Source organism: Mesorhizobium cantuariense (genome assembly GCF_042647205.1).
GTDB classification, from domain to species: domain Bacteria; phylum Pseudomonadota; class Alphaproteobacteria; order Rhizobiales; family Rhizobiaceae; genus Mesorhizobium; species Mesorhizobium cantuariense.
This window is the reverse complement of sequence record NZ_JBHRVD010000001.1, coordinates 2,115,986-2,141,503: the sequence shown is the minus strand read 5'-3', so window position 1 is coordinate 2,141,503 and position 25,518 is coordinate 2,115,986. Positions and strand designations below refer to the sequence as shown.

Annotated in this window: 24 protein-coding genes; 4 read left to right on the top strand and 20 right to left on the bottom strand. The window is 58.7% G+C overall.

Annotated elements, in window-relative coordinates:
* Positions 1–89 precede the first annotated feature (89 nt).
* Positions 90–1,424: an O-antigen ligase family protein gene (locus tag ACFOJ9_RS09880; RefSeq protein WP_378978700.1), complete on the bottom strand. Its 1,335-nt coding sequence runs from the start codon at positions 1,422–1,424 to the stop codon at positions 90–92.
* Entirely contained in the window at positions 1,421–2,269 is an 849-nt protein-coding gene (locus ACFOJ9_RS09875; RefSeq protein ID WP_378978699.1) for a hypothetical protein, read from the bottom strand. The genes ACFOJ9_RS09880 and ACFOJ9_RS09875 overlap by 4 nt, the downstream gene beginning before the upstream one ends.
* A gap of 32 nt (positions 2,270–2,301) precedes the next feature.
* Between ACFOJ9_RS09875 and ACFOJ9_RS09870 the strand changes: the two genes are divergently transcribed.
* Complete coding sequence (locus tag ACFOJ9_RS09870; RefSeq protein WP_378978698.1) at positions 2,302–2,583, top strand: hypothetical protein; 282 nt, start codon at positions 2,302–2,304, stop codon at positions 2,581–2,583.
* On the opposite strand, the gene ACFOJ9_RS09865 is transcribed toward ACFOJ9_RS09870, so the two are convergent.
* From ACFOJ9_RS09865 to ACFOJ9_RS09825, 9 genes are all read right to left on the bottom strand, one after another.
* On the bottom strand, positions 2,567–4,939 hold the full coding sequence (locus ACFOJ9_RS09865; protein ID WP_378978697.1) for a GumC family protein: 2,373 nt from the start codon (positions 4,937–4,939) through the stop codon (positions 2,567–2,569). The genes ACFOJ9_RS09870 and ACFOJ9_RS09865 overlap by 17 nt on opposite strands.
* A 38-nt stretch (positions 4,940–4,977) precedes the next feature.
* On the bottom strand, positions 4,978–5,754 hold the full coding sequence (locus ACFOJ9_RS09860) for a polysaccharide biosynthesis/export family protein (RefSeq protein ID WP_378978696.1): 777 nt from the start codon (positions 5,752–5,754) through the stop codon (positions 4,978–4,980).
* A gap of 78 nt (positions 5,755–5,832) precedes the next feature.
* Positions 5,833–6,153, bottom strand: a complete 321-nt coding sequence (locus ACFOJ9_RS09855) for a hypothetical protein (protein ID WP_378978695.1) — start codon at positions 6,151–6,153, stop codon at positions 5,833–5,835.
* A gap of 312 nt (positions 6,154–6,465) precedes the next feature.
* On the bottom strand, positions 6,466–6,810 hold the full coding sequence (locus ACFOJ9_RS09850) for a hypothetical protein (protein ID WP_378978694.1): 345 nt from the start codon (positions 6,808–6,810) through the stop codon (positions 6,466–6,468).
* 591 nt (positions 6,811–7,401) lie between these two features.
* Entirely contained in the window at positions 7,402–8,541 is a 1,140-nt protein-coding gene (locus ACFOJ9_RS09845) for a glycosyltransferase family 4 protein (RefSeq protein WP_378978693.1), read from the bottom strand.
* A complete protein-coding gene (locus tag ACFOJ9_RS09840) occupies positions 8,541–9,662 on the bottom strand; it encodes a glycosyltransferase (protein ID WP_378978692.1) in 1,122 nt (373 codons plus the stop codon). Before ACFOJ9_RS09840 ends, ACFOJ9_RS09845 begins: the two co-directional genes overlap by 1 nt.
* Positions 9,663–9,676: 14 nt before the next feature.
* The gene (locus ACFOJ9_RS09835) at positions 9,677–10,486 is read right to left on the bottom strand and encodes a class I SAM-dependent methyltransferase (protein WP_378978691.1); all 810 of its coding nucleotides are present in this window, start codon (positions 10,484–10,486) and stop codon (positions 9,677–9,679) included.
* 5 nt (positions 10,487–10,491) lie between these two features.
* A complete protein-coding gene (locus tag ACFOJ9_RS09830; RefSeq protein ID WP_378978690.1) occupies positions 10,492–11,268 on the bottom strand; it encodes a class I SAM-dependent methyltransferase in 777 nt (258 codons plus the stop codon).
* Positions 11,261–12,529: a hypothetical protein gene (locus ACFOJ9_RS09825; protein ID WP_378978689.1), complete on the bottom strand. Its 1,269-nt coding sequence runs from the start codon at positions 12,527–12,529 to the stop codon at positions 11,261–11,263. The genes ACFOJ9_RS09830 and ACFOJ9_RS09825 overlap by 8 nt, the downstream gene beginning before the upstream one ends.
* 154 nt (positions 12,530–12,683) lie before the next feature.
* Here ACFOJ9_RS09825 and ACFOJ9_RS09820 point away from each other — a divergent pair, with 154 nt between their 5' ends.
* Positions 12,684–13,763 carry an IS630 family transposase gene (locus ACFOJ9_RS09820; RefSeq protein ID WP_378977646.1) on the top strand — a complete coding sequence of 360 codons (1,080 nt, stop codon included), beginning with the start codon at positions 12,684–12,686 and terminating at the stop codon, positions 13,761–13,763.
* Here the strand turns inward: ACFOJ9_RS09820 and ACFOJ9_RS09815 are convergent.
* Genes ACFOJ9_RS09815 through ACFOJ9_RS09800 form a run of 4 tightly spaced genes read right to left on the bottom strand, consistent with a single transcriptional unit; the run spans position 13,752 to position 18,170 of the window.
* Positions 13,752–14,570, bottom strand: coding sequence for a glycosyltransferase family 2 protein (locus ACFOJ9_RS09815; RefSeq protein ID WP_378978688.1), 819 nt, complete (start codon positions 14,568–14,570; stop codon positions 13,752–13,754). The genes ACFOJ9_RS09820 and ACFOJ9_RS09815 overlap by 12 nt on opposite strands.
* 46 nt (positions 14,571–14,616) lie before the next feature.
* Positions 14,617–15,642: an NAD-dependent epimerase gene (locus ACFOJ9_RS09810; protein WP_378978687.1), complete on the bottom strand. Its 1,026-nt coding sequence runs from the start codon at positions 15,640–15,642 to the stop codon at positions 14,617–14,619.
* Positions 15,642–16,916, bottom strand: a complete 1,275-nt coding sequence (locus ACFOJ9_RS09805) for a nucleotide sugar dehydrogenase (protein WP_378987689.1) — start codon at positions 16,914–16,916, stop codon at positions 15,642–15,644. The genes ACFOJ9_RS09810 and ACFOJ9_RS09805 overlap by 1 nt, the downstream gene beginning before the upstream one ends.
* Before the next feature lie 39 nt (positions 16,917–16,955).
* Positions 16,956–18,170 carry a sugar transferase gene (locus tag ACFOJ9_RS09800; RefSeq protein WP_378978686.1) on the bottom strand — a complete coding sequence of 405 codons (1,215 nt, stop codon included), beginning with the start codon at positions 18,168–18,170 and terminating at the stop codon, positions 16,956–16,958.
* 756 nt (positions 18,171–18,926) lie between these two features.
* Between ACFOJ9_RS09800 and ACFOJ9_RS09795 the strand changes: the two genes are divergently transcribed.
* A complete protein-coding gene (locus ACFOJ9_RS09795) occupies positions 18,927–20,114 on the top strand; it encodes a Fic family protein (RefSeq protein ID WP_378978685.1) in 1,188 nt (395 codons plus the stop codon).
* 93 nt (positions 20,115–20,207) lie between these two features.
* Here the strand turns inward: ACFOJ9_RS09795 and ACFOJ9_RS09790 are convergent, their stop codons facing one another.
* A complete protein-coding gene (locus ACFOJ9_RS09790) occupies positions 20,208–20,798 on the bottom strand; it encodes a biotin transporter BioY (protein ID WP_378978684.1) in 591 nt (196 codons plus the stop codon).
* Positions 20,799–20,922: 124 nt separating this feature from the next.
* Here ACFOJ9_RS09790 and ACFOJ9_RS09785 point away from each other — a divergent pair, with 124 nt between their 5' ends.
* A complete protein-coding gene (locus tag ACFOJ9_RS09785) occupies positions 20,923–21,831 on the top strand; it encodes an MBL fold metallo-hydrolase (RefSeq protein ID WP_378978683.1) in 909 nt (302 codons plus the stop codon).
* Positions 21,832–21,851: 20 nt separating this feature from the next.
* Here the strand turns inward: ACFOJ9_RS09785 and ACFOJ9_RS09780 are convergent, their stop codons facing one another.
* From ACFOJ9_RS09780 to ACFOJ9_RS09765, 4 genes are read right to left on the bottom strand one after another with little or no spacing between them, the layout of a single operon-like run.
* On the bottom strand, positions 21,852–22,772 hold the full coding sequence (locus ACFOJ9_RS09780; RefSeq protein ID WP_378987686.1) for a phosphorylase family protein: 921 nt from the start codon (positions 22,770–22,772) through the stop codon (positions 21,852–21,854).
* A 14-nt stretch (positions 22,773–22,786) separates the two neighbouring features.
* Positions 22,787–23,578: an ABC transporter permease gene (locus tag ACFOJ9_RS09775; protein ID WP_378978682.1), complete on the bottom strand. Its 792-nt coding sequence runs from the start codon at positions 23,576–23,578 to the stop codon at positions 22,787–22,789.
* A complete protein-coding gene (locus ACFOJ9_RS09770; protein WP_378978681.1) occupies positions 23,571–24,452 on the bottom strand; it encodes an ABC transporter permease in 882 nt (293 codons plus the stop codon). Before ACFOJ9_RS09770 ends, ACFOJ9_RS09775 begins: the two co-directional genes overlap by 8 nt.
* The gene (locus tag ACFOJ9_RS09765) at positions 24,449–25,486 is read right to left on the bottom strand and encodes an ABC transporter ATP-binding protein (protein WP_378978680.1); all 1,038 of its coding nucleotides are present in this window, start codon (positions 25,484–25,486) and stop codon (positions 24,449–24,451) included. Before ACFOJ9_RS09765 ends, ACFOJ9_RS09770 begins: the two co-directional genes overlap by 4 nt.
* Between the last annotated feature and the right edge of the window lie 32 nt (positions 25,487–25,518).

The window sequence follows — 25,518 nt, the reverse complement described above, 5'->3', positions numbered from 1 at the left end:
TAGGTTCCAAGCAATGGCTTGTCAATCTCGGCTCTCGACAAACGATCGAACATGCCCCGGCATCGATCCCATAGCCAAACTTACTGCTCTCATCTTACCAAAGCCGGCCTGACGGGAACAAGCAGATCGTCATCATGGTGACGACCCTCGGTGGACTCGCCTCTTTGGCTCAACCGTTCAGCAAAGCCTCTGTGGAAGATGATCCCATTCATGTAGGCAAAAGTCATCGCAAGCGCTGCTGTTCGCAAGGGATAATCAACCAAGGAATGAACGAGAAGAAACAATACCGAGAGAAACGCCGCTTTCTGCAGCGGATCCCGTCGACCCCCAACAGACGACGCAAGAAGCAACATCAGATAAATCGCCATCAGAAAAACAACAGGCGCGCCACCCTCAATTGCCAGTTCCAGATAATCATTATGAGCGTGATTCACGTAGGGCTTGAAGATCATCTCGCCCTTTTCGTAAATCTGATAGACCTTCGGAAAACTGCCGAAACCCACTCCTGTCGCCCAGTTCTCTTCAATTCCCGCGATCGTCGTGCGTGCAAACTCGGCTCGTCCAAAGGCCGGATCGACCACCTCTGCATCGATCTTTGTCCACGCGCCTATCGTGTAGAGCGAAAGACCGATGAAGACTGCGGGGATGCCATATCCGCCCAGCCTCGAGCGAGCAGACAGGAAGACAACCGATATTATGGTGATCGCCAGCCCTATCAGAATACCGGCGCGCGAACCGGCGGCCAGAAGCAGCAGCAACAGCACTATCAAACCCAGCGATCCAGACAGAAGGTGCCCCCGGAACAGACCGTAGTAGACAACGAAGGGGATGGAGACGAAGAGCAAAGCTGAAAAATGGTTCTGGTTGGCAAACAGTCCCGCATTGATCGTGAACGGCAACAACCCCTCTATGGCAACCGTGTCGGTGAGTGAATACTGGATCGCCGCGGCCAGTCCGTTACAGATGACACCCATGAAAAAGAAGGGCAGAAGACCGTAGACCTGATCCGGGCGCAAGCGGGTGACGCCCAGGAAAAATGCTGCCGCCGCCGCGAAATACAACAGACACTCTATCGTGCGCCCGACGCCGACGCTGACGAAGCGCAGCCCGGTTTCGCCGATCAGCCATGGACTTGCGAGCAGCACCTCAGGCCGCAACCCGCTCAACAACGCTGCAGGCAGCGGCATGATTTGAAAACAGAACACGGCAAGGGCTATCGCAAGCAGCCATAGAGCCGAATGAGGGATCCTCTGCCCCGATGACCTCGACAAGACGACTGCGGCCGAGACAATCGCTGCAATTTCGATCAGCGTTTCGGTGTATAGGCCGCTCGCCGTGCCGCCACCAATCAGCAGCGACAGGAAAAGAACTGACCCAAGCAGATACTTTTCCCACTCCGTGGACCGGGTTGACCGCTCTCTCAAGATGAAACTCTTTCGATGCTCAGCTTGTGCATGACCAATGTGCCGACGTATCGAAATCGCCAACTCTCGGCGATGGCGGCTGTTTCCAGCCGCAACAACTGCATGGGACATGCGCTTGGCCCGATGGCGAAATCCAGGCTCAAATCCTGCCGGTTGAATGTGCCTTCCGGAATGTTGAACCGGGCTATTTCGGCTGCCGGATCTGCGCATCTGATGGACCAGAACAATTGCTTTGGCAGCTTGAGGTTTCTCGCCGAGGCGATCAGGGAAATCCTGTAGGAGCCGGGAGGCAGTTCAACATATTGCTGGAGCGCAGCGTTCTTCACCGGCGTATTCAGAAATCGAATAGTCGCTCCGCTGTCGCTTTCGCCGACATCGCCCGACCCGGCAAAGGTAATTTCCAGACCGGACCGATCGTGAAGCTGCCAATCGAATGGCTTGCCGCTGCGGACCGGCTCAAAGCCGCCGTTGAAAATGTATCCGCCGAGCGTCCGCTCCTGATCGGACAGGCTGAAAAGGAACAGCCTATAGGCCGCCTCGTATTCCTTTTGCCTGATGTAGCCGTTGATCACGGCAGACAATTCCTTCGATGTCGGTGGTGAACCCGATCCGGCAAGGTCGAGCAGCAGCTGATTTGCGGCCCGCAGGCCCCGCGGATCCTGGCCGAGAGCAGAGAAAAGATTGGCTCTCCACGGTGCCCCGGCTTTTGTGGCTGCCAGGACAGCCTGATACCCGTTTGGATCTGAAAGAATGGCCGGCATGCCCGCCGCGATGACTGGAAACCGCTCCGGCCACCGGCGCAGTAAGGTGTCGATCTCGCCGACAGCCTTTGACAGATCGCCCATTCGATCGAGCGGTCGATCGACCGCTGAAGCGCATGGATCTCGGTCTTGGACAGCCTTCGAGCCTGATCGAAGAGTTCAAAAGCCTCGTCTTTCTCGCCTTGCCGGTACTCGATCTCACCGATCAGGCTGTAGAGCCGGGCGTCTGCGACATCGAAGCGAAGCGCGCCCCTCGCCTTGGCAGCCAAAACGCCGAGATCAGCACCGTTGCCTGTTTCGTTCAGCTGACCGGTAATTTCACCTATCAAGGCCTCTATGTTCAACGGGTCGAGCGCAAGGGATACGGTCGGCGTTTCGCTCTCAAGAAGCCGACTTAGCCCGATCGACGAAGCCGCCAACACCAGAACGAAGGCGACGAACCAGACGCCTGAACGCCGGAGATTTTGCGTGAGCGGGCTGGCCTGCTCCGTCATCGACTTTGCCCTCAATTTTCGGGGTACTCGCGCCGTAGTCGTAGTACTGGTAGTTCATGTATTTGTAGGCGTAGTTGTAGTCGAACTTGTTCACCGCAAATTTCGACATCGCCGCTCCGATCACATTCGCACCGGCTGCGCGCAGACGCTTGAGCGCCGTCTTGGCTGATTTGCGTGTGACCTGGTTGGTGGAAACGACCATCAACGTGCCTTCGGCAAGCCGGCTGAGGATTGGGGCGTCGGAAAGACCGACGACCGGCGGGGCGTCGATGATGACCAAATCGAAGCGTTTGCCGAGATTGGCCAAGATCAACGCCATCTTCGGCGAAGAGAGCAGGTCGGCCGGATTCGGCGGAATCGTTCCGGATGTCAGCACGGTTACATTGGGGTATTTTGTCGTCCTGAAAATGCCCGCCAGATCGTCCTTGTGAACGGTATTTGTCAGCAGGTTGCTCAATCCGATCGCATTGTCGAGACCGAACAGCCGATGCAGGTTGGGTTTGCGAAGATCGCCATCGACAAGCAGAACCCTGGCGCCCAGCGCGGCGAAATCCTGACCAAGCTTGAACGAGGTGGTCGACTTGCCTTCCGAGGGTTCCGAACTGGTCACCAGCAACGATCGAGGCGCGCCTTCGGCGCCGGAGAACTGCAGCGATGTTCGCAGTGAACGATAGGCCTCGGAGAGCCCGGATTTCTGATCGGCGATGCTGGCAATGAGCTCGCGGTCATCGACAAGCGGCAGGATACCGAGCATCACCAGCCCCAGCTCTTTCTCGACCTGCTCCGGATTGGTGAAGGTGTTGTTCAGCAACTCGATGATGTAGATGATCGACGCAGCCAAAGCCATGAAAAGCGCCAGAGCGATTGCAAGATTGATGCTCAGCCGCGGAGAATAAGGGGCCACAGGCAACGAGGCGAAGTCGACAATCGCAGCAGTTTGCGTCTTCAGTTCGGAGCTAACCCCAACCTCGTTCAGCTTGGTGATAAGGCTGTCATACTGCGATCGGTTGGAATCGACTTCGCGCTTTAGGATCGTGTATTTGATATTCTTGTCGTTGAAGACGACCTGCTGTCTCTCCATCTCCGCGAGCTTGGACTTGAGGTCGGTCTCCTTGTTCTGCGCTTCCTGGTATTTCAGCCGCAACGAATCGGTTATCGCCAGCACGCCGTTATTGTAGAGTCGCTGCAGTTCCTTGATCTGCGCTTGCAATTGCTGCATTTCCGGAAAACCAGGCTTCAGGATGCCCAGTTTCTGCTGATACTGGCTGGTCAGATCCGCGAGCTTTTCGCTGAGCTTCTGCAAACCTACGCTTTCCAGAACCGGACCGAGGCTCGACCCGCGGCCCTTTTCTATCTGATCCACCACCCGCCCCGCATCAAGGCGCTCCTGGATTGCCGTAGCCAGGGCGGTATTCAGGGCTTCGATATTCGAGCCGATCAGCGATTTGTCGTCGGCGGTAACCGTGATGCCGGCATCTTTTGCATAGGTGACCAATTCCTCCTCGGAGGTCTGCAGCTTTTGCTTCACCTGCAAAACCTGTTCCTGGATGAACTGCCTTGCCAGATCAGAGGTCTCGCTGGTCTGGTCGAGGCGCTGATCGATAAAACTCTGCGCGACCTGGTTGGCTACGTCGCTTGCATATTTCGGCTTCTGATCGACAAAGGTGATCGACAGCAGGCTTGTGTTGGTGACCAGATTGACAGTCAGGTCTTCCTGGACGCGCTTGATGGCAATTGCCTCACGCTCTTCGGGACTCTTCTCCTCGATTGAAGGCGACTTGGACATCCCGAACGCCCGGTAGACAATATTGCTCAGCGAAAAGCTCGGCGTCGGAAACAGGAAGTCCGGCTTTTCGCCAAGCCCCAGCTGGAACACCACGCGCTGAGCGAGCGCCCGGCTCCTCAGCTTCTCACGCGCGGTCAGGAAGGCCCTGACGTCGCTGGTTTCGGAAACAACCTCAATGTCCTGAAAAACCTTCGCCGAAGGGACTAGAACTTCGAGCTGCGTCGTTGCCTGATATTTTGGTGTCTGCATCATCGTCACGATGACGCCGGCAACAAGCCCGGCCGCCGCCATCATGACGATCAGCCAGCGGTATTGGACAATGTAGAAAAGCAGCTTGAGCGGGTTGAACCCCTCGTCCTGGCCGGCATAGTCGCGACCATAAGGACCGTAGTTTTGCGGCACGTCGTAATAGAGGTCCGCAGACAGGGCCTGGCCATGTCCGGCAAGTTGAGGCTGTCTGTTACGATCGAGCATGCGCGAGGATCCTAGGGTTGTCCGTATCGTGACCTGTCCTACGGAATGACCGCAATGCGGGCCGCGCTAGAGGCGAGGCCCAGGGCATCCTTCAAATTGTTCATCGCGATTTTCGATTTCGAAGCAAAAATGACGATCACGTCACCACCGTAGATGCGGGGGTTGCGATTCTTACCGGCGCGGATTTCCTCGACATTGTAGTTTGCGACCAGCTTGTTTTGGCCGATATCGCGATAGACGAAGACCTTGCCGGCATCACCGACCGCATTGAAGCCTCCCGCAAGGGCGATCGCATCCAATAGGGAAGCGCTGCTGGACACCGGATAAATGCCGGCCTTGTTGACTTCACCATCGACCGTGATGCGCTGGCCAATCGATTCCTTGACGAAAATCGTCACATCCGGCGATTGCAGGTATTTTTCACCATAGGCGGTCTCGATTTCCTTCTCGAGTTGGCGAACGGTCTTGCCGGCCGCGGTCATCGTCCCAATCAGCGGGAGCGAAATCTGCCCGCCCGCGTCGACCTGAACAGTCCTGTTCAAATTGTCGACCTGGAACACGCTGACCTCGAGCACATCGTTGGCGGACAGGGGCTGCTCGCTGCCATTGTGGGTATTCTGCGGCGCAGGCAAATCCTTCAGCATCTGCAGCGTGCCACCGCCAGCAAGGGCCGTCGAGGACGACACCGGTTGAAACGCACTGACAGGGCTCGTGGACGATGTCGACGCAGTGTTGGCGCAAGCCGATATCGCAAGCGAAACAAGCAACGCAGGCATGGTGCCGGCATGATGTCTTGCGAGATCGAAAATGCCCATCACAGAGATCCGCCCTTGAACAGCCGGCCAAATCCGCCGAAACGGCCCACGCTGCCGACAGCAGGTGTCGGCTCTCGACTACCGGCTGACGGCGTCATCGTCATCCTGCATGCCGATAGCAAGTGCCGCGGCACCACCAACCGCGGCGCCCCCCAGGAGAACCGGCAACATGCCAGGCTCCGAGGTGGCCGGCACGACCGTCGCAGCTGGCGTATAGAGCGAAACACACATGCCGCCTTCGACAGGATCGACCTTGATCGTGGCATTGGCCGGAATATCGAATGCGCAATTGGTGCCGATAGCCAGTGAAGCGGACGCCTGCGTCCCGGTCATGATGCGCGCGCCTGAGTAGACCGGCGCCTCCGAGCCCACCCCCGCATAGCCGCCGGCCTGGGACATCTGGACATCACCATGAACCTGCGTAAGACGACCAATCGCACCGGCGGACGCAGGCATGGTCGCTAGACAGGAACAGGTTTGCTGAGCGAAAGCCTCGGGTGTGGCAAACAGGACGCCCCCTGCAGCGAGTACAACAAAAGAGAAAGCAGCCCCGAACCGACGACGATTCGTCATTTTTTACCCCACCAACCTGCAACTCACCCTCCTGGGACGAATTACACCCGTTCCACCCTAAGAAATCCCCAGCCCGCTGCCGGTCAATTCAGTCCGGGCAAACCCACCACCATAGCGTCAAACGCCGCTGCCTCTCCGTCAGCGGCTGACGCCGCTGTCGTCCTGCGTCGCCGAAAGTACGCCATTCGTCAGAAGCACCCCGTCGAAAATCGCCTCCGGCGGACCGAATCCACCGCCACCACCGGACAGCTGAACGGCGGCTGTCTGTTCGGAGCCAACGAGGTTGAGGCAAATGCTATTTCCGGCGCGGGAAATATCGAGACTCGAATTGGCCGGCACATCCAGGCCGCAGCCGCCGATCGGATTTGCCGGGCCTTGATAGGTCGCGCAGCTGCACGAGGCGTCCTGGGCGAAGGATGAGACCGGATCAAAACCGATTGACGCCACAAATAAGGCAAGCGTGGTTTTAATCATAAGGTTCATCTGTCTTTGATCCCCTCTTGCTGCATCACCTTCGGACGCACCAATTCAAAGATAGTAAATCAGCGCGTATCAGTTTTTTGCCACAATTCCAACTCGTTTCGCGCGATCGAGGCAATTTAATCTGATTCGTGCCTGTCCGAGCGCAGTACTTTAGCCAAACCGCATGTATAATTTTCGACTGCCTGTCACAGGTTTCTTATTCTCGGGTAGAAAATTGCGATGTCCCGTCCCCCGTGACTGAGTCGATATGATTTGCTCAAAGTCAGCGTGCCAAGCCATTTTCGCCAAAATCGCCTAATTTGTTGATTTATCAATACATTTTTTCTCTAGATCTTCCCTCGATGGCAGCCGCGCGATTTCGACCATTGGTCGTGCTGACAGCCTGTAATTCGAGATCGACTCGATACTGACCGCGGCTAACGGGTATGCCAACTAAGCCACCCGTTCCGAGCTTCGGACAGGGATCGTTTTTTGCAAGGAACCGATCTTCAATGTCATACCCAAAACTCAAGACCCAGCGTTACCCAATAGAAGACCCATAAATACCCAAATGCCGGAAACTGGTCTGGTCGGCGTCAGGAACAGATCCACTCATTTCGCCGCAAGGGCACTCAGTCTCTCTATCTGCCGTATGTACTTCTCGATAACGATCGTTTCCGAAAATTGCCGCTCGACCTTGTTTCTGCTCTGCGCCCCCATCCTGGCCCTGGATGCATCATCCATCATCGCAAACTCGATCATCTTGCTTGCCAGATCATCGGGGTCCCTCACCTTGCACAGGAAGCCGTTGACGGCGTGGTCCACCACCTCCCTGCATCCGGGCACGTCGGTCGCGATCAGCGGCTTGCCCATGGCAGCCGCCTCGAGTAGCGAGCGCGGCGTTCCCTCCCTGTAGGAGGGCAAGACGACACAATCGGCAGCACGCAGGAAAGGCCGCACATCGTCGGTGGAGCCGAGATACTCGACCAATCCCTCACCGACCCATTGCTCGACGTTCTGCCGGCTGACCGCGGTTCGATTCTCGACATCAAGAAAGCCGAGCAGCTGGAAACGCACACCGGGCAGCTCCTGGCGAACCAGACGGGCCGCCTCGATGAACTCGCCGACGCCCTTGTCCCAGAGAAGCCGGGCCACGAGAAGAAACACAATCGCATCAGACCGGGTGCGCACTTCGGACGACGGGGCAAAACGCACGAGGTCGATGCCGGAGCCAGGCAAAAGCCCGGTCTGCTCCTTGCGAACCAGATGCCCATCGACGAACAGAATCCGGTCATCGTCATTCTGAAAGAAAACCATTTTGGAACGGGCCAGCGCCACCCGATACAGGGCCTTGGCAGTTCTGAGCAGGAGGCCACCGCGGACGAATGCCGTCCCCAGCCCGGAAATGTTGTTTATGACTGGAACACCGCTCAAATTGGCCGCGATGGAGCCGAACACATTGGGCTTGATCGTGAAGCCGACGAACGCCAACGGTCTCTCCCGCCGCAATAGACGCCAGTAGCGCCACAGAAGAACCATATCCCGCAACAGCGACGTGCCGGAATTGTCCATGTCAAGTTCGACATGGCGGCAGCCCATGGCCGCTATCAGCGAAGAATACTCGTCTCTCGGCGCGACGATGACGACGTCGTAGCCACGGCTCCGCAACGCCTCGATCAGACCCTTGCGGAAATTGACGACGTTCCAGGACGTGTTTATCGAGATGATTATCTTGTTGCGAACTGCGGGCATCATCTCCGCCCACCCGGATATGACGAAGGCGCTCCCAACAGCATATCCGCAAATCGCCCGGGCGACCTTTCCGACAAGGTCTTTGCATATAAGGTCGACCGATCGCCGCCGTGAACGACCTTCAACAGTGCATCCGCAATTTCGAACGCACCAAAGCCGGCCGAAATCTCCAGACCAGACAGCATGTCCAGATCTCCCGCACAGGGCGTGGTGGCGATGCCGGGAACCCGGCACGCCATCATTTCCAGAAGGACGTTTGGAAATCCCTCCGTCGCCGACGTGAGCAGGCCGGCGCGCGACGCGCGAAACAGCGGAAATGGATTGTCTCTCTGACCGAGCAGATTTACGCGCGAGGCCAGATCGAGCTTGCCGGCGTAGGCCCTCAGCTCCGCTTCCATGGGCCCGGAGCCAACCATGGTAAGCTCATAATCTTCGCCGGTCCTTCGTCTGACCTCGGCAAGCACATCAACCGCGATCGTTGGGCGTTTCACTTCAATCAGCCGGCCGCACCAGACTATCTGTGGACGGCGGGAAAATATCTTGGCGTCATGCTCAGACAATGTCTCCTTGGACATTCTGATGATGAGATCTTCATCGACCGGATTTGGCAAAGTACACAGTTTATCGATTGCCCGCCGGGGCAATACGTCACGCAGGCGTTCATTCATGTAGCTCGTTTGCGCGACAACCATGTCCTGGCTGCCATAGGCAGCGTAGAGCGCCCTGTAAGCCAGTGCGCGAGCGCCTTTGAAGCGATCCAGAAGTACGGTGGACTCGCGAGTGACCAGCCTGCGGCTTCGAAGAACTCCAACACTTCGGGCGGCAGCCAGGAACGAATTCACGCGCGCATGGCTCGACAATACCAAATCGTACCGATGCCGGATCAGCTGCGGGACAAGCAAAAGCTCGCTCATCGCCTTGCCGCCGCCAAAGCCGTAGCTGGGTCGAATTCCATCCTGATATGATCCAACGGCTTCCCCCGCTGCCTGGCCACCCAAGAAGCCGATTTCGACGTCCCAGTCGGGTCGGCTCGCAAGTGCACGCGCAACCAGTTTCAGGAGGGTTTCGGCCCCACCACTGATGTCGAGCGGAATGGCGATCAGCGCGAGCTTCGTTTTCATTGAGCTGCGGGGGGTCACTGTTTTCGCCGAAAGACGTAGGCGTAGGTTTCGGCAGCATCCTTGCCGAGAAACAGGGCTGAAACGCCTAGCCAGATGCGCCAGGCGAGAAAGGCCGGCACGAAAAAATAGAAATAAGAACTCTTCCAGAACAGACGGCGCTCGATGAGTTCCAGGCCGTTCCGCCTTGCGATCGCTTCGACGTCACTGGGCAGGCACTTGTCGTAGAAAGCCGGGAACCCGTCATGACCCATGCCTTTTTCGGGATAGACCGCAAAAAGCAGCCGTCGTTTCAGCCTCTCCGGCAGAACCCGGTTGAGCCTGGCGAAAACAGCGTTGCGCGAGGGCGAGAAAATGGCAACCACGCCTCCCGGCTTCACGCAACTGGCAATGCCACGCAAGGCACCCTCACCGTCGTGGACGTGTTCGAGCGTCGCTTGACAAATCACAACGTCAGCATCGCCCCTTCCCTCAAACGAGGTAAGGTCCGCTTCAATCTCCTCGTCGTATATTCCGCGCGGCGCTTTCGACAACTCTTCCGCGTCCAGGTCGAGCCCAACGACAAAAAGCCTCAGGCGCCGCTTCTCCGAGAAGCCCACGAACGGCCTGGCACCCCCGCCAAGATCGTAAACCCGCGCGTTTGAGGTAAGTAAGGGAGGTGCTATCTCCGTTGCAAAGGTCCGATTGCCGTCGATGCGAAGGCGCAATGGCAGAGCCCGGTCCAGGAACTCGGAAACGGCCACGTTAGCGCGAACAAACTTTCGCAATATCGACACTGCTTCACCATCGATTTCGTTCGCCGATCCGTGCCCATTCGCACTCGACATCCGCGCTATATCCTATGGAACACATAGAGCCGCGTATGATGCGAAAATGGGCCGAGCAACCGATCGGCAGCAGCCCGCAAACCCCTCAGGACGCCGTTGCTGCTGTCGTACCAGGCCTGCATTGGCTTGGCGAAAAATGTCTCGTCCTTCAACCCCTTGAAGCCGCCCCTTGGCCGCGACTCCAGAAGCTTGAAGCCGTGCTGTTCGAACCTGGAAACAATTGAGGATGGCTCAAGGACGAACTGGTAAAATCCGGCCCGTTCACCCGAAAACCTGGGATAAAGACCCATTCTGATCTTCGATCTTCTGAGAGGAGAAATGCTCGGCACCGTCACGAAAGCAATTCCTCCGGACCGGATGATACGCCTCATCTCCAAGACGATCTCGTCATAGCCGTCGAAGAAGTGCTCGATCACACCGAGAGACCACACCCCATCGAAGAATTCGTCCGCGAAGCCTGTTGCCCGAACATCCCCAACCGTCACTTGCAAATGCGGTGCAGCGCGGTTCACCATCCCTACGGTCCTCTGCGCAAAGTCGATTCCATAGGCGGAAAAGCCTGCCTGATGCAGGCCATAGACCGTGTTGGCCAGGCCACATCCGGCGTCCAGGACCTTGGCCGAGCCTGTCAGGTATCGCTTGGTCGTTTCGACGACAAAGCGATCCGGCCTCAAGACAATCCCTTCGGCCCAGTGGGAATCCCAATAGTCGTCGTCGGCTATCGTGCCGACGTGGACGAGGCGGCTATTCTTCTCGTCATAGAATGCTTTCTTCTCATTCATTCACGGCATCCGACCCAGCCATCAAGAAGGCTCGCTGTGTTGCATCAGGCCCATTGTCTGCAATCGCCTTCCTCAACGCGAAAAACGAACAGGCAGCGGCAATGAGATACCCGAACAGAAATGCCATTTCACTGCCAAGCGGCAGGCGCCACCACAAGCTCAATGCCGCCAAGCAACAGCAAGCCAATGCTCCTGCCAGGTAAGAATAGGTCAGCGTCATCGCGTTGTTCGAGCGGAGAGCAAACGGATCTATGATCACCTTTTTCGTTCTGTTTATCAGAACAGCACAAGAAACGATCGCAAACACAGCGGGATCAAATGACCTTCCCAGCCATCCGGATGCATAGCCGGAAAAAAACAGACCAATTATTCCGGCCGCAGACGCAATCGCAAAAAACAGCGCAATGGCCGCCCCCTCAAACAATCCGCGCCGAAACTCCCCAACGTTTCCATTTGCGGCACTGAGAAACGCCCTTGGCACAAACACGAAACTGGCCGCGTTCATGAAGAAGCCGACGGCGCGTTGCGAAAGATCGACACAAAACGAGAAGACGCCGAGATGGGTCGGGGAGCCAAAGATCAAGATAACGTACCGAATGCCGACAAAGATGCCGCTCTCGGCCAGATTGCTCAACACCAATCCCCAGCCCGTGGTCAGCGACCCGCCAAGATAGGAAAGGCGAGGCCGCCTCAGATTCATTGGCCCCAGGAAGGCCAGCGAAATCAGCGCGCCGGCGAAGTAGCTGAGCGAAAAGGCCGTAAGGGCGGAGCCTATTTTCGCATCTCCGACAAGCAAGGCTACAGCTCCCGCCTGGTATGCGACAGCCTGGCCAATCGCCGACCAACCGTATGCCCACAAACGCAGTCGTGACCTCAGGATCTCTTGAAGTGCGGTGTGCAAGCCGAATGAAACGATGATGGTTGCGGCAACGGCGTTGCCAAACCCGAACCACGCCAGGGCCAATCCGACCAGGATGACAAACAACGCCACAATAGAAAGAGCAGCCAAAATAGACGATACGTACTCTCTACCCAATCCCGCGGCATGCATTTTCGCAGAAACCGGCATTATGGAATAAGTTGCAACTCCAAAGACAAGCGTCGAAATAAATGAAACCGTCGCAATCGTTGTGCTGAAAATCCCGTATTGCCCGATTTCCAGATGCCTGCCAATGTATAGCAAAGTCACTATATTGAGCAGACCAGGCACAATTCGTATTACGATGGACTCCACGAATTTCCACAGGCTGTCTCTTTTCATGAGGTCACCTGTGCGAATGACCTCTTGAGCAAGAATGGGAAACTCAAGACACCAAAGCTCAGGCAGGCAAGGGCCGCCTTGCCTAGTGGATTGATCGGGACAGAAGAGTCCTTTTTGGGATTCCCCGGATCGCTTCGGCATGCGACATTGCGGGATGCGCACTGGTATCAGCATCGACATCACGGCTTCGGACAGAATTCGGCTTGAAGGGATCGTCGCAGCACGGAGTTCGCCTCAGAAGCATGTCTGGCGAGCGCGGATCATTCTGTTGAGCGGTGATGGCCTGGGGACCGCCGCGATCATGACGATGACAGCCAAGTCGAAGACCTGCGTGTGGCGCTGGCAGGAGCGCTTCATGAACGAAGGCGTCGACGGCCTGCTGCGCGACAAGACGCGGCCACCGGGCATTGCACCGCTTCAGTCTGTGCTGGTCGACAGGGTCGTGGCGCTGACACTCGATCCGCCAGACCACGAGGCGACGCACTGGACGGTCCGCGCGATGGCGAAGGCGGTCGGCATCGCGGCGTCTTCGGTGGTGAAGATCTGGCACGACCATGGCCTTGCGCCTCACCGCTGGCGCAGCTTCAAGCTGTCCAACGACAAGGCGTTTGCCGAGAAGCTTCACGATGTGGTCGGGCTCTACGTCTCGCCCCCCGCTCATGCCATCGTGCTGTCGGTCGACGAAAAGAGCCAAATCCAGGCGCTCGACCGCACTCAGCCGGGGTTGCCGCTGAAGCGCGGTCGCGGGGCGACAATGACGCACGACTACAAGCGCAACGGCACGACGACCCTGTTCGCCGCGCTCAACGTCCTCGATGGCTCGGTGATCGGCCGTAATATGCAGCGCCATCGCCATCAGGAGTTCATCCGCTTCCTCAACGCCGTCGAGGCTGAACTTCCGCCCGACAAGGCCGTCCATGTGATCCTCGACAACTATGCCACTCACAAGCAGCCCAAAGTACGCGCTTGGCTGGCCAGGCATTCGCGCTGGACCTTCCATTTTGTGCCGACATCCTGCTCATGGCTCAATGCTGTCGAGGGCTTCTTCGCCAAGCTCACACGCCGCCGGCTGAAGCACGGTGTCTTCTACTCCGTCGTCGATCTCCAGGCCGCCATCAATCGCTTCATCACCGAGCACAATCAGCAATCCCGACCGTTCGTCTGGAGAGCCGACCCACACAAAATCATCGCCGCCGTCAGGCGCGGGCACCAAACGTTGGAATCAATCCACTAGGAACCGAACCGACCGATACCGTCCAATCCAGAATGCTCTGATGTAATTCAAGTTCAGCAACAACATCGGATACGCATTTTGCCGCTGAAGAAACCGAATTTTTGCTGTCATCCCCTCCGGCAAATACCTCTTTCGCCCGATATCGACGTTGACACAGATAACGTCGTATTCGATCGCCAATCTGGACCAGAGAAGAGATGTTGGAACACGGCGGAACCGCCCTGCGGGTGGCACAGCAACCCGTTTCAGCAACGGAGTTCTGATGATCTCCTTCTTGTCGCCGACCACACCTTCGTCAGCCCGCATCTTGATCAGGTTTGTGCGCTCTGATGGAAACTGGTTTGCTCTCACATCCGATTCACTCAGAACCATCGAGAACACAAAACCGGCAATCCTCTCGTCGGTACTTTGCTCGGAGAGACGCTCACAAATCTCGGGCAAGCGATCGGTGAAGAGATCGTCGTCATCATCGAAAATCATGCAATAGTCGCCAGTGGCGGAAGCGATCGCCGAAAACATTGCGACCCCTCTGCCGCCATTTGGACCAGTGGTGACCACCAATCTGGCATCGCGCGACGCGATTCCCGCTAGCGCATCGCTTGTCCCGTCGGTCGAGCCGTCGACATGGACACATATTTGCAACGGGCATTCCGCGCGCAGCAGCTCCTGAACCAGCGCGGTAACGCGATCCCGCCGATTGAACGTGGGGATGCAAACGCTCAACAGTGCCTGGGACTGCAATGGATTGCAGGCTGCCTGCTGTTTGCGAGCCGTATCGATTCCATCTCCTCCTGGTTGCGTGGTCATGGAACAGGGCTATGCGCGGATCAGCCGGGAATCGCCAAGAGCAGGCCTATCCCCGTCCAAAATACGCCTGGTACCACTCGACAAATCGCCCGACGCCCTCGGTCACCGTCGTCGTTGGGCGGTAGCCGACCGCCTGCTCCAGCGCCGACGTGTCCGCGAAGGTGTCGGGCACGTCGCCGGGCTGCAGCGGCAGCAGTTCGACGATGGCTTTCCTACCCAGCGCGTTTTCCAGCGCCTCGACATAGGCGGTCAGCTTCACCGGATTGTTGTTGCCGATGTTGAAGATGCGCCACGGGGCGTTGCTCGTCGCCGGATCCGGACGGCTGGAGTCCCAGGCGGCATTGCCCGTGGCCGGGCTGTCGCTGGCCCGGACGACGCCTTCGGCGATGTCCTCGACATAGGTGAAGTCGCGCGTGTGGTTGCCGTTGTTGAACAGCTTGATCGGCTCACCAGCCAGGATGTTTTTGGTGAACAGGAACAGCGCCATGTCCGGGCGCCCCCACGGGCCATACACGGTGAAGAAGCGAAGCCCGGTCGTCGGCAGCCCGAACAAATGGCTGTAGCTGTGCGCCATCAGTTCGTTGGCGCGCTTGGTCGCGGCGTAGAATTGCAGCGGATGGTCGGCCGGCCGGTGCTCGGAAAACGGCATATCGGTGTTGGCGCCGTAGACGCTCGAGGTGCTGGCATAGGTCAGGTGCGCCACGGAGTTGTTGCGGCAGGCCTCCAGCATGTTGGTGTAGGCGATGATGTTGCTTTCAACATAGGCGTGCGGGTTTTCCAGGCTGTAGCGAACCCCGGCCTGCGCGGCGAGATGGATCACCCGGTCGAATGCGTGGTCGGCAAAGCAGGCATCGACCACGCTTTTGTCGGCGAGATTGCCGCGGATGAAATGATAGCCCGCATTGGTCTTGCGGCTCGCCTCGTCCAGCAGCCGCAGCCTCGCCTCCTTGATCTGCGGATCGTAGTAGTCGTTGACGTTGTCGATGCCGACGACCTCGTCGCCGCGCTCCAGCAGCCGCTTCGACACGTGATAGCCTATGAAGCCGGCAGCGCCGGTGACCAGAACCTTCATCAGAAGCGCCCATCCGTAACATGCCTGGGGAACAGACCCTTGATGTCGTAGATGACGCCCGGGGTCTTGCAAAGCGCCTGCAGGCCATCGACGCCCAGCGCGCGGAACTGCCTGTGGCCGACGGCCACGATGACGCCGTCATAGCGCTCGTCGGGAATGTTCTTCATGCTCGCCACACCGAAGGCGCGCGCGCATTCCTGCGCGTCGACCCAAGGGTCCCAGATGTCGATGCCGGCATTATATTCCTTCAGCTGGGCGATGATATCGGCGACCTTGGAATTTCTCAGGTCCGGACAATTTTCCTTGAAAGCCGCGCCCATCACCAGAATCCGGCTGCCGACGACAGGTATCCCCTTGCGCATCATCAGGCGGGCCGTCTGATCCGCCGCGTGCTGACCCATGCCATCATTGATACGGCGGCCGGCAAGAATCACCTCCGGATGATAGCCGAGTTCCTGGGCCTTGTGGGTGAGATAGTAGGGATCGACGCCAATACAGTGACCGCCGACGAGACCCGGCGTGAAGCGGAGGAAATTCCATTTGGTGCCGGCGGCTTCCAGCACTTCGGACGTGTCGATGCCCAGCTTGCCGAAGATCAGCGACAGCTCGTTCATCAGCGCGATGTTGAGGTCCCTCTGGGTGTTCTCGATGACCTTGGCCGCTTCGGCGACCGCAATACTCGAGGTACGGTGCGTGCCCGCCGGCACGATCGACGCGTAGAGCGCATCGATGGCTTCCGCCGCTTCCGGCGTGGAGCCGCTGGTGACCTTGACGATCGTCTGCAGCCGATGCTCGCGGTCACCCGGGTTGATGCGCTCGGGGCTGTAGCCGAGGAAGAACCCCTCATTGTAACGCAGACCCGAATGTTTCTCGATCAGCGGCGCGCACACCTCTTCCGTACAGCCGGGATAGACGGTCGATTCGAAGATCACCACCGCGCCTGGCGAGATGACCTCACCGACCAATGTCGATGCCATGATCAGCGGTTTCAGATCCGGCCGATTGGCCCTGTCGATCGGCGTCGGCACCGTGACGATGAAAATCCCGCAATCGCGCAGATCGGCCTTGTCGGTGGTGAAGCTCAACCGCGACGCAGCAGCAATCTCATCGCTGCTGGCTTCTAGCGTATGGTCGTCGCCACGCTTCAGCGCGTCCACCCTCGACTGGTTGATGTCGAAGCCGACGACATCCCTGGTGGCGCCGAAGGCGACCGCCAGCGGCAGGCCAACATAGCCAAGCCCGATGATCGCTATTTTCCGGGAGGCGAGATCCATCAGCTTCCTGCGCTTATCCAGAGTCATGCTTCGCTTTGGCTATCGGGCGCCAAAGCCGGTAAGCATCGTTTTCATCGTCTTGAGAGTTATCAAGACATCCAGCCAAGGCAAAAAGTTCTTTATGTAATAGAAATCATAGTGCAATTTTTCCATGACATCGTCGACGGCCGCCACATGCCCCTGATTTACCTGCGCCCACCCGCTTATACCTGGCCTGACAATATGCCTGTAGCGGTAGAATGGCAGCTCGGCCTCGTACCACTGCGACAGCACGACAGCTTCCGGCCGCGGTCCGATCCAACTCATTTCGCCACGCAGGATGTTGATGACCTGCGGCAGTTCGTCGATCCTGAACTTTCGCAGGAAACGCCCGACGCGGGTGATGCGATCGTCGTCGCGCTTGGTTATCGCCCTCTCCTTGTCGCTGCCGGCGCCAGCGTGCTGCCGCATCGAGCGAAACTTGTAGACCGTGCAGATCTCGCCCCGGTAGCCCATGCGTTGCTGCCGAAACAGCACGGGGCCTTCGGAATCCAGCCGGATCAGCAGCGCTATCAACGCCAGAACAGGGGAAAGAACGATAATCAAGACAAGCGCGGAGACCCAGTCGGCTGCCTGCTTGATCTTGAGATAGGCCTGGTTCGGATTGAGCGAACCAAGCGTGTTTTCCGACAGATGCTCGATCTCGACCTGACCCGTCAGCGACTCCCTGACCTGCTTGACGTGGTATACGGGCGTTCCCGAAAGGGCCCGATCCGCGATATATCGTTCCCACTCCGCGCCAAGATCGGCACGCAGGTCAACGACCACGCCGCTGGCTCTCTCAATGATGGTGTTGGTCGACTTGATCCAGAACCAGTGCACCCCCGGCAGCGTCTTGAGGCGCTCGACATCTCCGCCGGGAACCACGGCGAGCCGGTATGGGTCGAGACGGCGCGTCAACAGGCTCAGGCCGAAATACCAGAGCGTGGACTGCGTGAAACTGGCGGCGGCTTGAAACCGGCTGTACTCGAACCGGAAAAAGAAAATGGTCAGGAAAACGGCCCCGTAGGACAGGGCAAATGTCGGCAAGATGTAACTTGCCGCGGCCACGCCCGGGAAGTTTCCGATGCGCCGATAGGAGAGAAAACCCGCAAGATGCGCAATCGCAGCGGCGGTCACCGTCACCTGAAGGTTGGCCGAATAGATAAACTCAGGATTGAAGGCTATCCGGATAATCGCCGGCGCAAAAATCGCGAATGTCAGTCCGCCAAGCAACTGAAATCGAATCCGGAACAGGAAATGCCGGCTTCCGACAATAGTTGACGCTGCGACATTCAACGCCTTGCCCTTCCCCCGAAGTTGCCGTGCAGGCGATGGGCCATTTGCGATGATGCGCTTGGCTTGCCCGTTCGTTTGCAAAGCGAATCAGGCATCTCGCTTTCGGCGATTCGACACAGTCGAAGATCAAGGGCTACGACAGTGCGGCGGCACCAGCAAGCATCTATTTCACGTCAATGGTTGGTGGAAGTTTTGATCAACCGCATTGTTGGATTCTGTAGAAAAGCCGCGGTGCGCGCAGCGCCGATGCTGGGATGATTGCTGACGCGCTGCAGTTTTTCAGCACCGCTTCGGCGATCGCATCCCTTAGCGAGTCGCGCGCGAGCTTGGACCGATAGATTTCGAGAGCAGGATTTTGTGTTCCCGAAGCCGCTGGATTTTGCGGCGTCGTTGTCCCATCTTATCCCACGATCGTCGAAGTTCGGCCAAAGGATCGGCCAAATATTCCGGGCGACCGCGGCTTTGTGCATGGTTTATCAGCGCGTTAGGCATGCCGAACATCGGCCACCATGATCATCATCGGCATCGGCAACATCGCTGAATGCCCAATACCTGCAGCGGTGACAGATGCCTATGGCCGGCGGAAACCGACAGGGTGCCCGATGATCGGCCAGAAGATCGGCCAAATATCCTAGCGAATTCGAAATATATCTTTATAATTACGTATTTAGCGAAAGCCAAGATCGGCCAGCCATGGAAGAAAGCGTACAGCGCATCGAACCGGCACGCCTGACGGATGTATCTGAAATTATATCGGATGCGCTGGCGGAGCTATCGGCCACGTCGGCCATTTTGGGCCAAAGCCTGCACCCACGTACCGCTGCCAACCTCGCCGATCTGGTACGCATCATGAACACCTACTACAGCAACCTGATCGAGGGCCATGATACGCGCCCGCGCGACATCGAACGGGCGCTGGCCGGAAATTTCGATCGAGACGAGAACCGCCGCAACCTGCAGCTAGAGGCGGCCGCCCATGTTCGCCTGCAAGCCGAGATCGATCGTATGGCCGCCGAGAAGCGGTTGCCTGAGCCTGCATCCACCGAGTTTCTGCGATGGCTGCATGCGGAATTCTACCGCGATGCAGAAGCGCCCATGCTGACCATCAAGGGTGCCGGCCGCGAATTCGTCATGGCGCCAGGCGAGTGGCGATCGAAGCCAGTGCATGACGTCGCCGTCGGCCGGCATGAGCCGCCTTCGAGCGAGCGCGTCGACGACTTCATGCAGTATTTTGCCATGCGCTATCGCTTCGGTGGGCTGGGCAAAGCCGGACGGATCCTGGCCATTCCTGCCGCGCATCACCGTTTCAACTACATTCACCCGTTCCCCGACGGCAATGGCCGCGTCAGCCGTTTGATGAGCCACGCCATGGCCCATGAGGCCGGGATCGCCGCGCATGGGCTGTGGTCGATCTCACGCGGTCTGGCGCGCGGCGTGAAAAGCCGCACGGACTACAAGCGCATGATGGATCATGCCGATATGCCCCGCCAGGGTGATCTCGACGGACGGGGCAACCTCTCCGAGCGCGCACTCGGCGACTTTACGCTATGGTTCATGCTGGTGTGCATCGATCAGGTGAACTTTATGACCGGTTTGTTTGATCTCGACACGCTCGCGAAGCGGCTGCGTCGCTACGTCGAGCGCAGCGGCCTGAAACCCGAAGCCGGCCGCTTCCTAGAGGAAGCGCTAATGCGCGGTGAATTTGAACGCGGCGAAGCATCACGCATTAGCGGACTGCCCGAGCGCACGGCGCGTCGCGTATTCAATGAGGTGATCGCGCTCGGTCTGTTGGCGTCGGAAACACCCAAAGGTCCGGTGTCGCTACGCTTCCCGGCCGACGCATTGGATTCACTGTTTCCGAAGCTGTTTCCAGAAACCTAAGTGAGATTACTTGGCGGACGCCACGCCGAAATCCGCCAATCACGCCATGCCAGCCAAGGCTTGATTGCTCAAGTCTTTGGCCCTGCTCGCGCTTCAGCCGCGCTTCAGCAACGTCCAAACGGCCGGCACCAGGCTTGCCGCCAGAGCAACCTTGATCAGGTCGCCGACGATGAACGGCACGACGCCGAACTGCCACGACTTTTCCGGGCCGATCAGCAGCGCCAGCCAGGCGAAGCCCATCGCCATCATGACGACCTCGGCAACCAGCATGGCGTTGAAAAGCTTGATCGGATGGCGATCCCAGCCGCGATCGGCGGCCCAGCCGACGATTGCCGCCATGACCACGAAGCCGGCGAGATAACCGCCGGTCGAGCCGAGCATGTAGGCAATGCCGAGACCCTTTTCCGGGGTGCTCTGGAAGACGGGCAAGCCCATGGCGCCCTCCGCCATGTAGAGCAGCAGAGTGGCGACGCCGAGCCGCATGCCGAAGGCGGCGGCGATCAGCAGCACGGCCAGCGTCTGCATCGAAATGTCGACCGGCCCGAGCATCACCTTGGTCTTAGCCGACAGGGTCAGCACCAGCGTTCCGGCGATGGCCAGGAAAAGCTGCGTTACCAGCCGCGCCGCGGCATTTTGCGGTAAAGCCAGAGAAACAAGCGGACGCATCGTAGTTGCAATTGCCATGGTATTTCCCCAATCCGATTGCCGCTATCAGATGTTCGCGGCCTCACATCCTCCTATATTGGCTTGCGTGTTATGCGGCAATCGGTTTTGCCGTTTCCTGAAACAAGGCACCGATGCATCCGCCATGGCACTCAAATTCGATACCGGCTTCGACCCCTTCTATGGCCAGGGGGTAAATGTCGCGCCCGATATCCAGCGCATCACGGCCCGCAATCCGAGCCCCTTCACCTTTCACGGCACCAACAGCTACATCGTTGGCCGCGATACGCTGGCGGTGATCGATCCGGGGCCGGATGACGAGGCGCATCTGCAGACCCTGCTCAAGGTGATCGCAGGCCGGCCGGTCAGCCATATTTTCGTCAGCCACACGCATCGTGACCATTCTCCGCTGGCGGCCCGGCTGAAAGAGCGCACCGGCGCCGCCGTGCTGGCGGAGGGGCCGCACCGACCGGCAAGGCCTTTGCATATCGGCGAAACCAATGCGCTCGACGCCAGCGCCGACATGGCTTTCGTCCCCGATATTACCCTTTCCGACGGCGAGGTGGTCGACGGCGACGGCTGGTCGATCAGGACGGTTCTAACCCCGGGTCACACCGCCAATCACGCGGCATTCGCGCTTGAGGGAACCGGCATCCTGTTTTCTGCCGACCATGTCATGGCCTGGGCAACCTCCATCGTCGCCCCGCCGGATGGAGCGATGGCCGACTATATGGCCTCGCTGGACCGGCTGATCGAACGTGGGGACCGCTTGCTGTTGCCAGGACATGGCGGGCCGGTGACAGCGCCGCGCGCATTCATGCGCGGGTTGAAGACACACCGCAAGATGCGCGAGCGCGCCATCCTGCAGCGGGTCAGAGAGGGCGACCGGACGATCGTGGACATGGTCAGGGCGATCTACAGGGACACCGACCCACGGCTGCATGGCGCCGCCGGATTGTCGGTGCTTGCCCATCTCGAGGACCTAGTGGCGCGCGATCTGGTCATGACAGACGCCGCGCCGGCTATTGACGGCATTTTCACGCCGGCTGGCTAAAGCCTTCGGCGCCATCCGCTCTAGAAACGGCTGGAGCGCTCTGCTGGCTGAGGCGACTTCAAACCCTGGCAAGAGCATTCGGGATCAGTTGGAAGTCGTGCCGCGGTCTCCAGAGCAACCCGCGAGGCTATCATAGAGAGCTTCGGCAGCACGTCCTTTTGCAACAATTCCTGGCGGTTGCGGTCCATATAATCGTTGAAACCCGCGGTCACGAACGCACATGGCACGAAGCACGCGCCGATCTCGCGCGACAGGGTCGCCTCAGGGGCGATCGAATGATTGAGCACATCCGCTCCCATGCTTCGATACGCCAAAGCCTCGGCTGGGGTTGTCAGTCGAGGCCCATAACAATGGGCAGCCACCAACTGCTGTTCGATGCCATGAACGCGGCATTCGGCTGGCCAATGACGGCGGGCCGTCTCAACCAGAACCGCCGCACATCTTGGACATACGATCTGCTTGCCCGAGCAGTCGAAGCTCTGGCGGTCTGGAAGCAGTGAAAAAGGCGTCTGCGTCAGTTCGATGATATCGGCAGTCACCACCATGTCGCCGGGTTGGATCGCCTTGTTGACGGCGCCAACAGTCGAGCAGGCCAGGACTTGCTTTACGCCTGCGTTCATCAACACCCAGAACGCGCGGCGATGGCAGGAATGGTCGATATGGTCGCGCGGATTGCCGTGCGAATACATGCACAACGCACGTTTCGTTCTGCCTTCCGCGGTAATTGAGGCATCGAACTCGATCAGCTTCCAGTTGTCGCTGCGGCCGAAAGGCGTTTCAAAACTCATGTCACGCCGCAACGTACGCACACCATCGAATTCGACATCTTCCGGAAAGGCCAGTCCCCAGTTCGCCGACCCGGTGATGATGGCCAGTCCTACCTGAGGTATGTCCGCTGAATGATCCGCCGGCGCACCGGCTGCGTGCAGATTTGTGAGCATGTTTCCAATCTCGGTCAGGATTTTTGGCGTAACGTCACGATCAAGACGACGACCACGACGATAGCGGTCCACACCGTTGAGATCGCCGCAATGGTCGGATCGATCTGATCGCGCAGAGATATGAACATGAGCTTCGGCAGCGTGCTGTTTTGACCACTCGAGACGAAGATCGAAATGACGGACTCGTCGAGTGACGTCAGGAAGGCCATCAATATGGCCGACAGCAGACTGATCTGAAGTTGCGGGACAATTATGCCCCCAATGGCTCTCGCCCAGTTCGCGCCGAGGCTGCGCGCCGCCTGAACCTGGTTCCAGTCAAAGCGGGCCAGAGCGGGCAACAGCACAATGCACACGACAGGAATGGCCAGCACCACATGCCCGACCAGCACACCGAACAGCGTTCCGACCAGATGTTGCGCCGCCAGCACAAAGAAGAGACCGATCGCAAGCAGGATTCCTGGGACGATGGACGGGCTGAGCAGAATGCCCTGAATGGCAACAGCGGCCTTTCCGCCGAGCCGATTTATCGAAATGCAGGCCAGCAGCCCCAAGGGCACCGCGAGCATCGCCGTCAATGTCCCAAGGATCAGGCTCGTCCTGAGCGCCGCCATCCACGTCGCCGAACCGAAGAAATGCTCGTACCAGCGCAATGAATATGCGCGTGGCGGGAACTCGAGAAGGTCGGACGCCGAAAAGGACAGCGGCACGACCACGAGCGTTGGCAGCATCAAAAACGCCATTACGAGTGCGGAAAAGCCCCACAGAAAAATGCGGGACAGCCTGTTGTCCGGATAGGCCTCAAGCATGGGCCGCACCGTTGCGCGTCAGCAGTCGCCGTGCCGCCAGGAACATCACACCGATCAGCGCCATGACAACGAGGAGCAGAATGCCCAGGACGCTCGCCGAACCCCAATCCTGAAAGGTCGATAGCGTGCGCTCGATCCGGGTGGAGAGAGGATTTACCTTGCCGCCGCCCAGCACGGCCGGCGTGATGAAGAAGCCTAGCGTATAGATGAAGACGATGATCGACCCCGAGAAGATGCCGCCGGCCGAAAGCGGCAGAATGACCGTGCGGATTGTTTGGCCGAGAGTGGCGCCCATGCTCGCCCCCGCGCGAACGAGGTTTGCGTCGATATCGCGCATCGCGGCATAAACCGGCAGCAGAAAGAGCGGCAGCATGTAGTGAACCATGCCGATGAGCGTTCCCGTGAAGTTGTAGACCAGCGGCAATGGCTCAGCTGTCAGGCCTGAACCCGTCAACGCCGCGTTGATCAGGCCATCGCGCCGCAAGAGCACGAGCCAGCCATAGGTGCGCACCAGAATGGAGGTCCACAACGGCAGCATGACGAAGGCCATCAGCAAATTGGCCACTCTTGGTCTGGCGCTGGCCAGAGCGAGCGCCAGGGGGGTACCGAGAAGAATGCAGATCGCCAGCGTGCCCAGGGACAATTCGAGGGTTGTGACGAGTGCCGACCATGTCAGCCCGCTCGAAAGCACCTTCTCGTAGTTGCCGACGGTGTACTCGCTCCCCGTGGTCAGGAAGGATTGCCGGATGATCCACAGGATAGGCAGTATCGCCGCCAGCCCAACGATGAACAGCGCTGGCAGCGAAAGTGAGAGGAAGAACCGCCGCTCTCGTCGTGCGTCTGCCGCGAGCGCGGGATCCGCCATGACGGTCACGCTCTTGCTCCCGGTATCGCGTGAACTTTCGCGGCTGGCGCATAGGCGGTCATCCGCTGACCTGTGGCAAGCTCGCCGCAGCCGCTGGCCAGGGCTGCCGGAATGCAGACAAGAACCTCTTGGCCGCCGTCAAGCGCCAGCGTCAGAAGCCAGTTCTCGCCGCGAAACGCCTTGGCGTGCAGTGTTCCTTCGAGCGCGACGCCATCTCGCCCCACGAGCTTCTGATCAAGATGGAAGCTTTCCGCGCGGATCATCAGGGCTTCGGGCGATGCATCGGCGCCGTCGATTCTGCGCACCAAGCCTGGGGCTATAATGTTGGCCTCGCCCATGAATTCCGCGACGAAGCGGGTCGATGGATGATTATAAATACGCTGTGGCGTATCGATCTGCTGGATGCGGCCGGAATTCATCACGGCGATCCTGTCAGACATGATCAGCGCTTCTCGCTGATCATGCGTCACATAGATGGTGGTGATGCCAAGATCATCGTGCAGACGCCTGATTTCATACTGCATGGTTTCGCGCAGGTTCTTGTCGAGCGCCGACAGAGGCTCGTCCATCAACATCACGCGTGGCTCGAAGACGATCGCCCGCGCCAGTGCTACCCGCTGGCGCTGTCCGCCGGATAGCGCGGCAATGTTGCGCTCCGACAGACCTTCCAGCTTCACGCGGGCCAAGGCCTCAAACGCCCGCTTTCGGACCTCCGCTCTCGGCGTCTTGCGCAGCACCAACGGATATTCGACATTCGACAGGACGTTCATGTGGGGAAACAGGGCATAGTTCTGAAACACGATGCCGATGTCCCGCTTGTTGGGCGCCAGGCGGGTGATGTCCCGATCCCCCAACAAGAGCTTACCGCCGTCGGGCCGGACAAATCCGGCCAGGGCCATGAGCAACGTGGTCTTGCCCGATCCGGATGGCCCCAGCAGGGTCAGGAATTCGCCAGCCTTGATGTCGAGCGAAACATCGTCCAGCGCGACGTAGGACCCATAGGTTTTGCGAACGCTGTCGATGGTGATCGCGAGCGACTTCATCATGTGCTCCAGCCTTAGAGCTGATGTGTTCG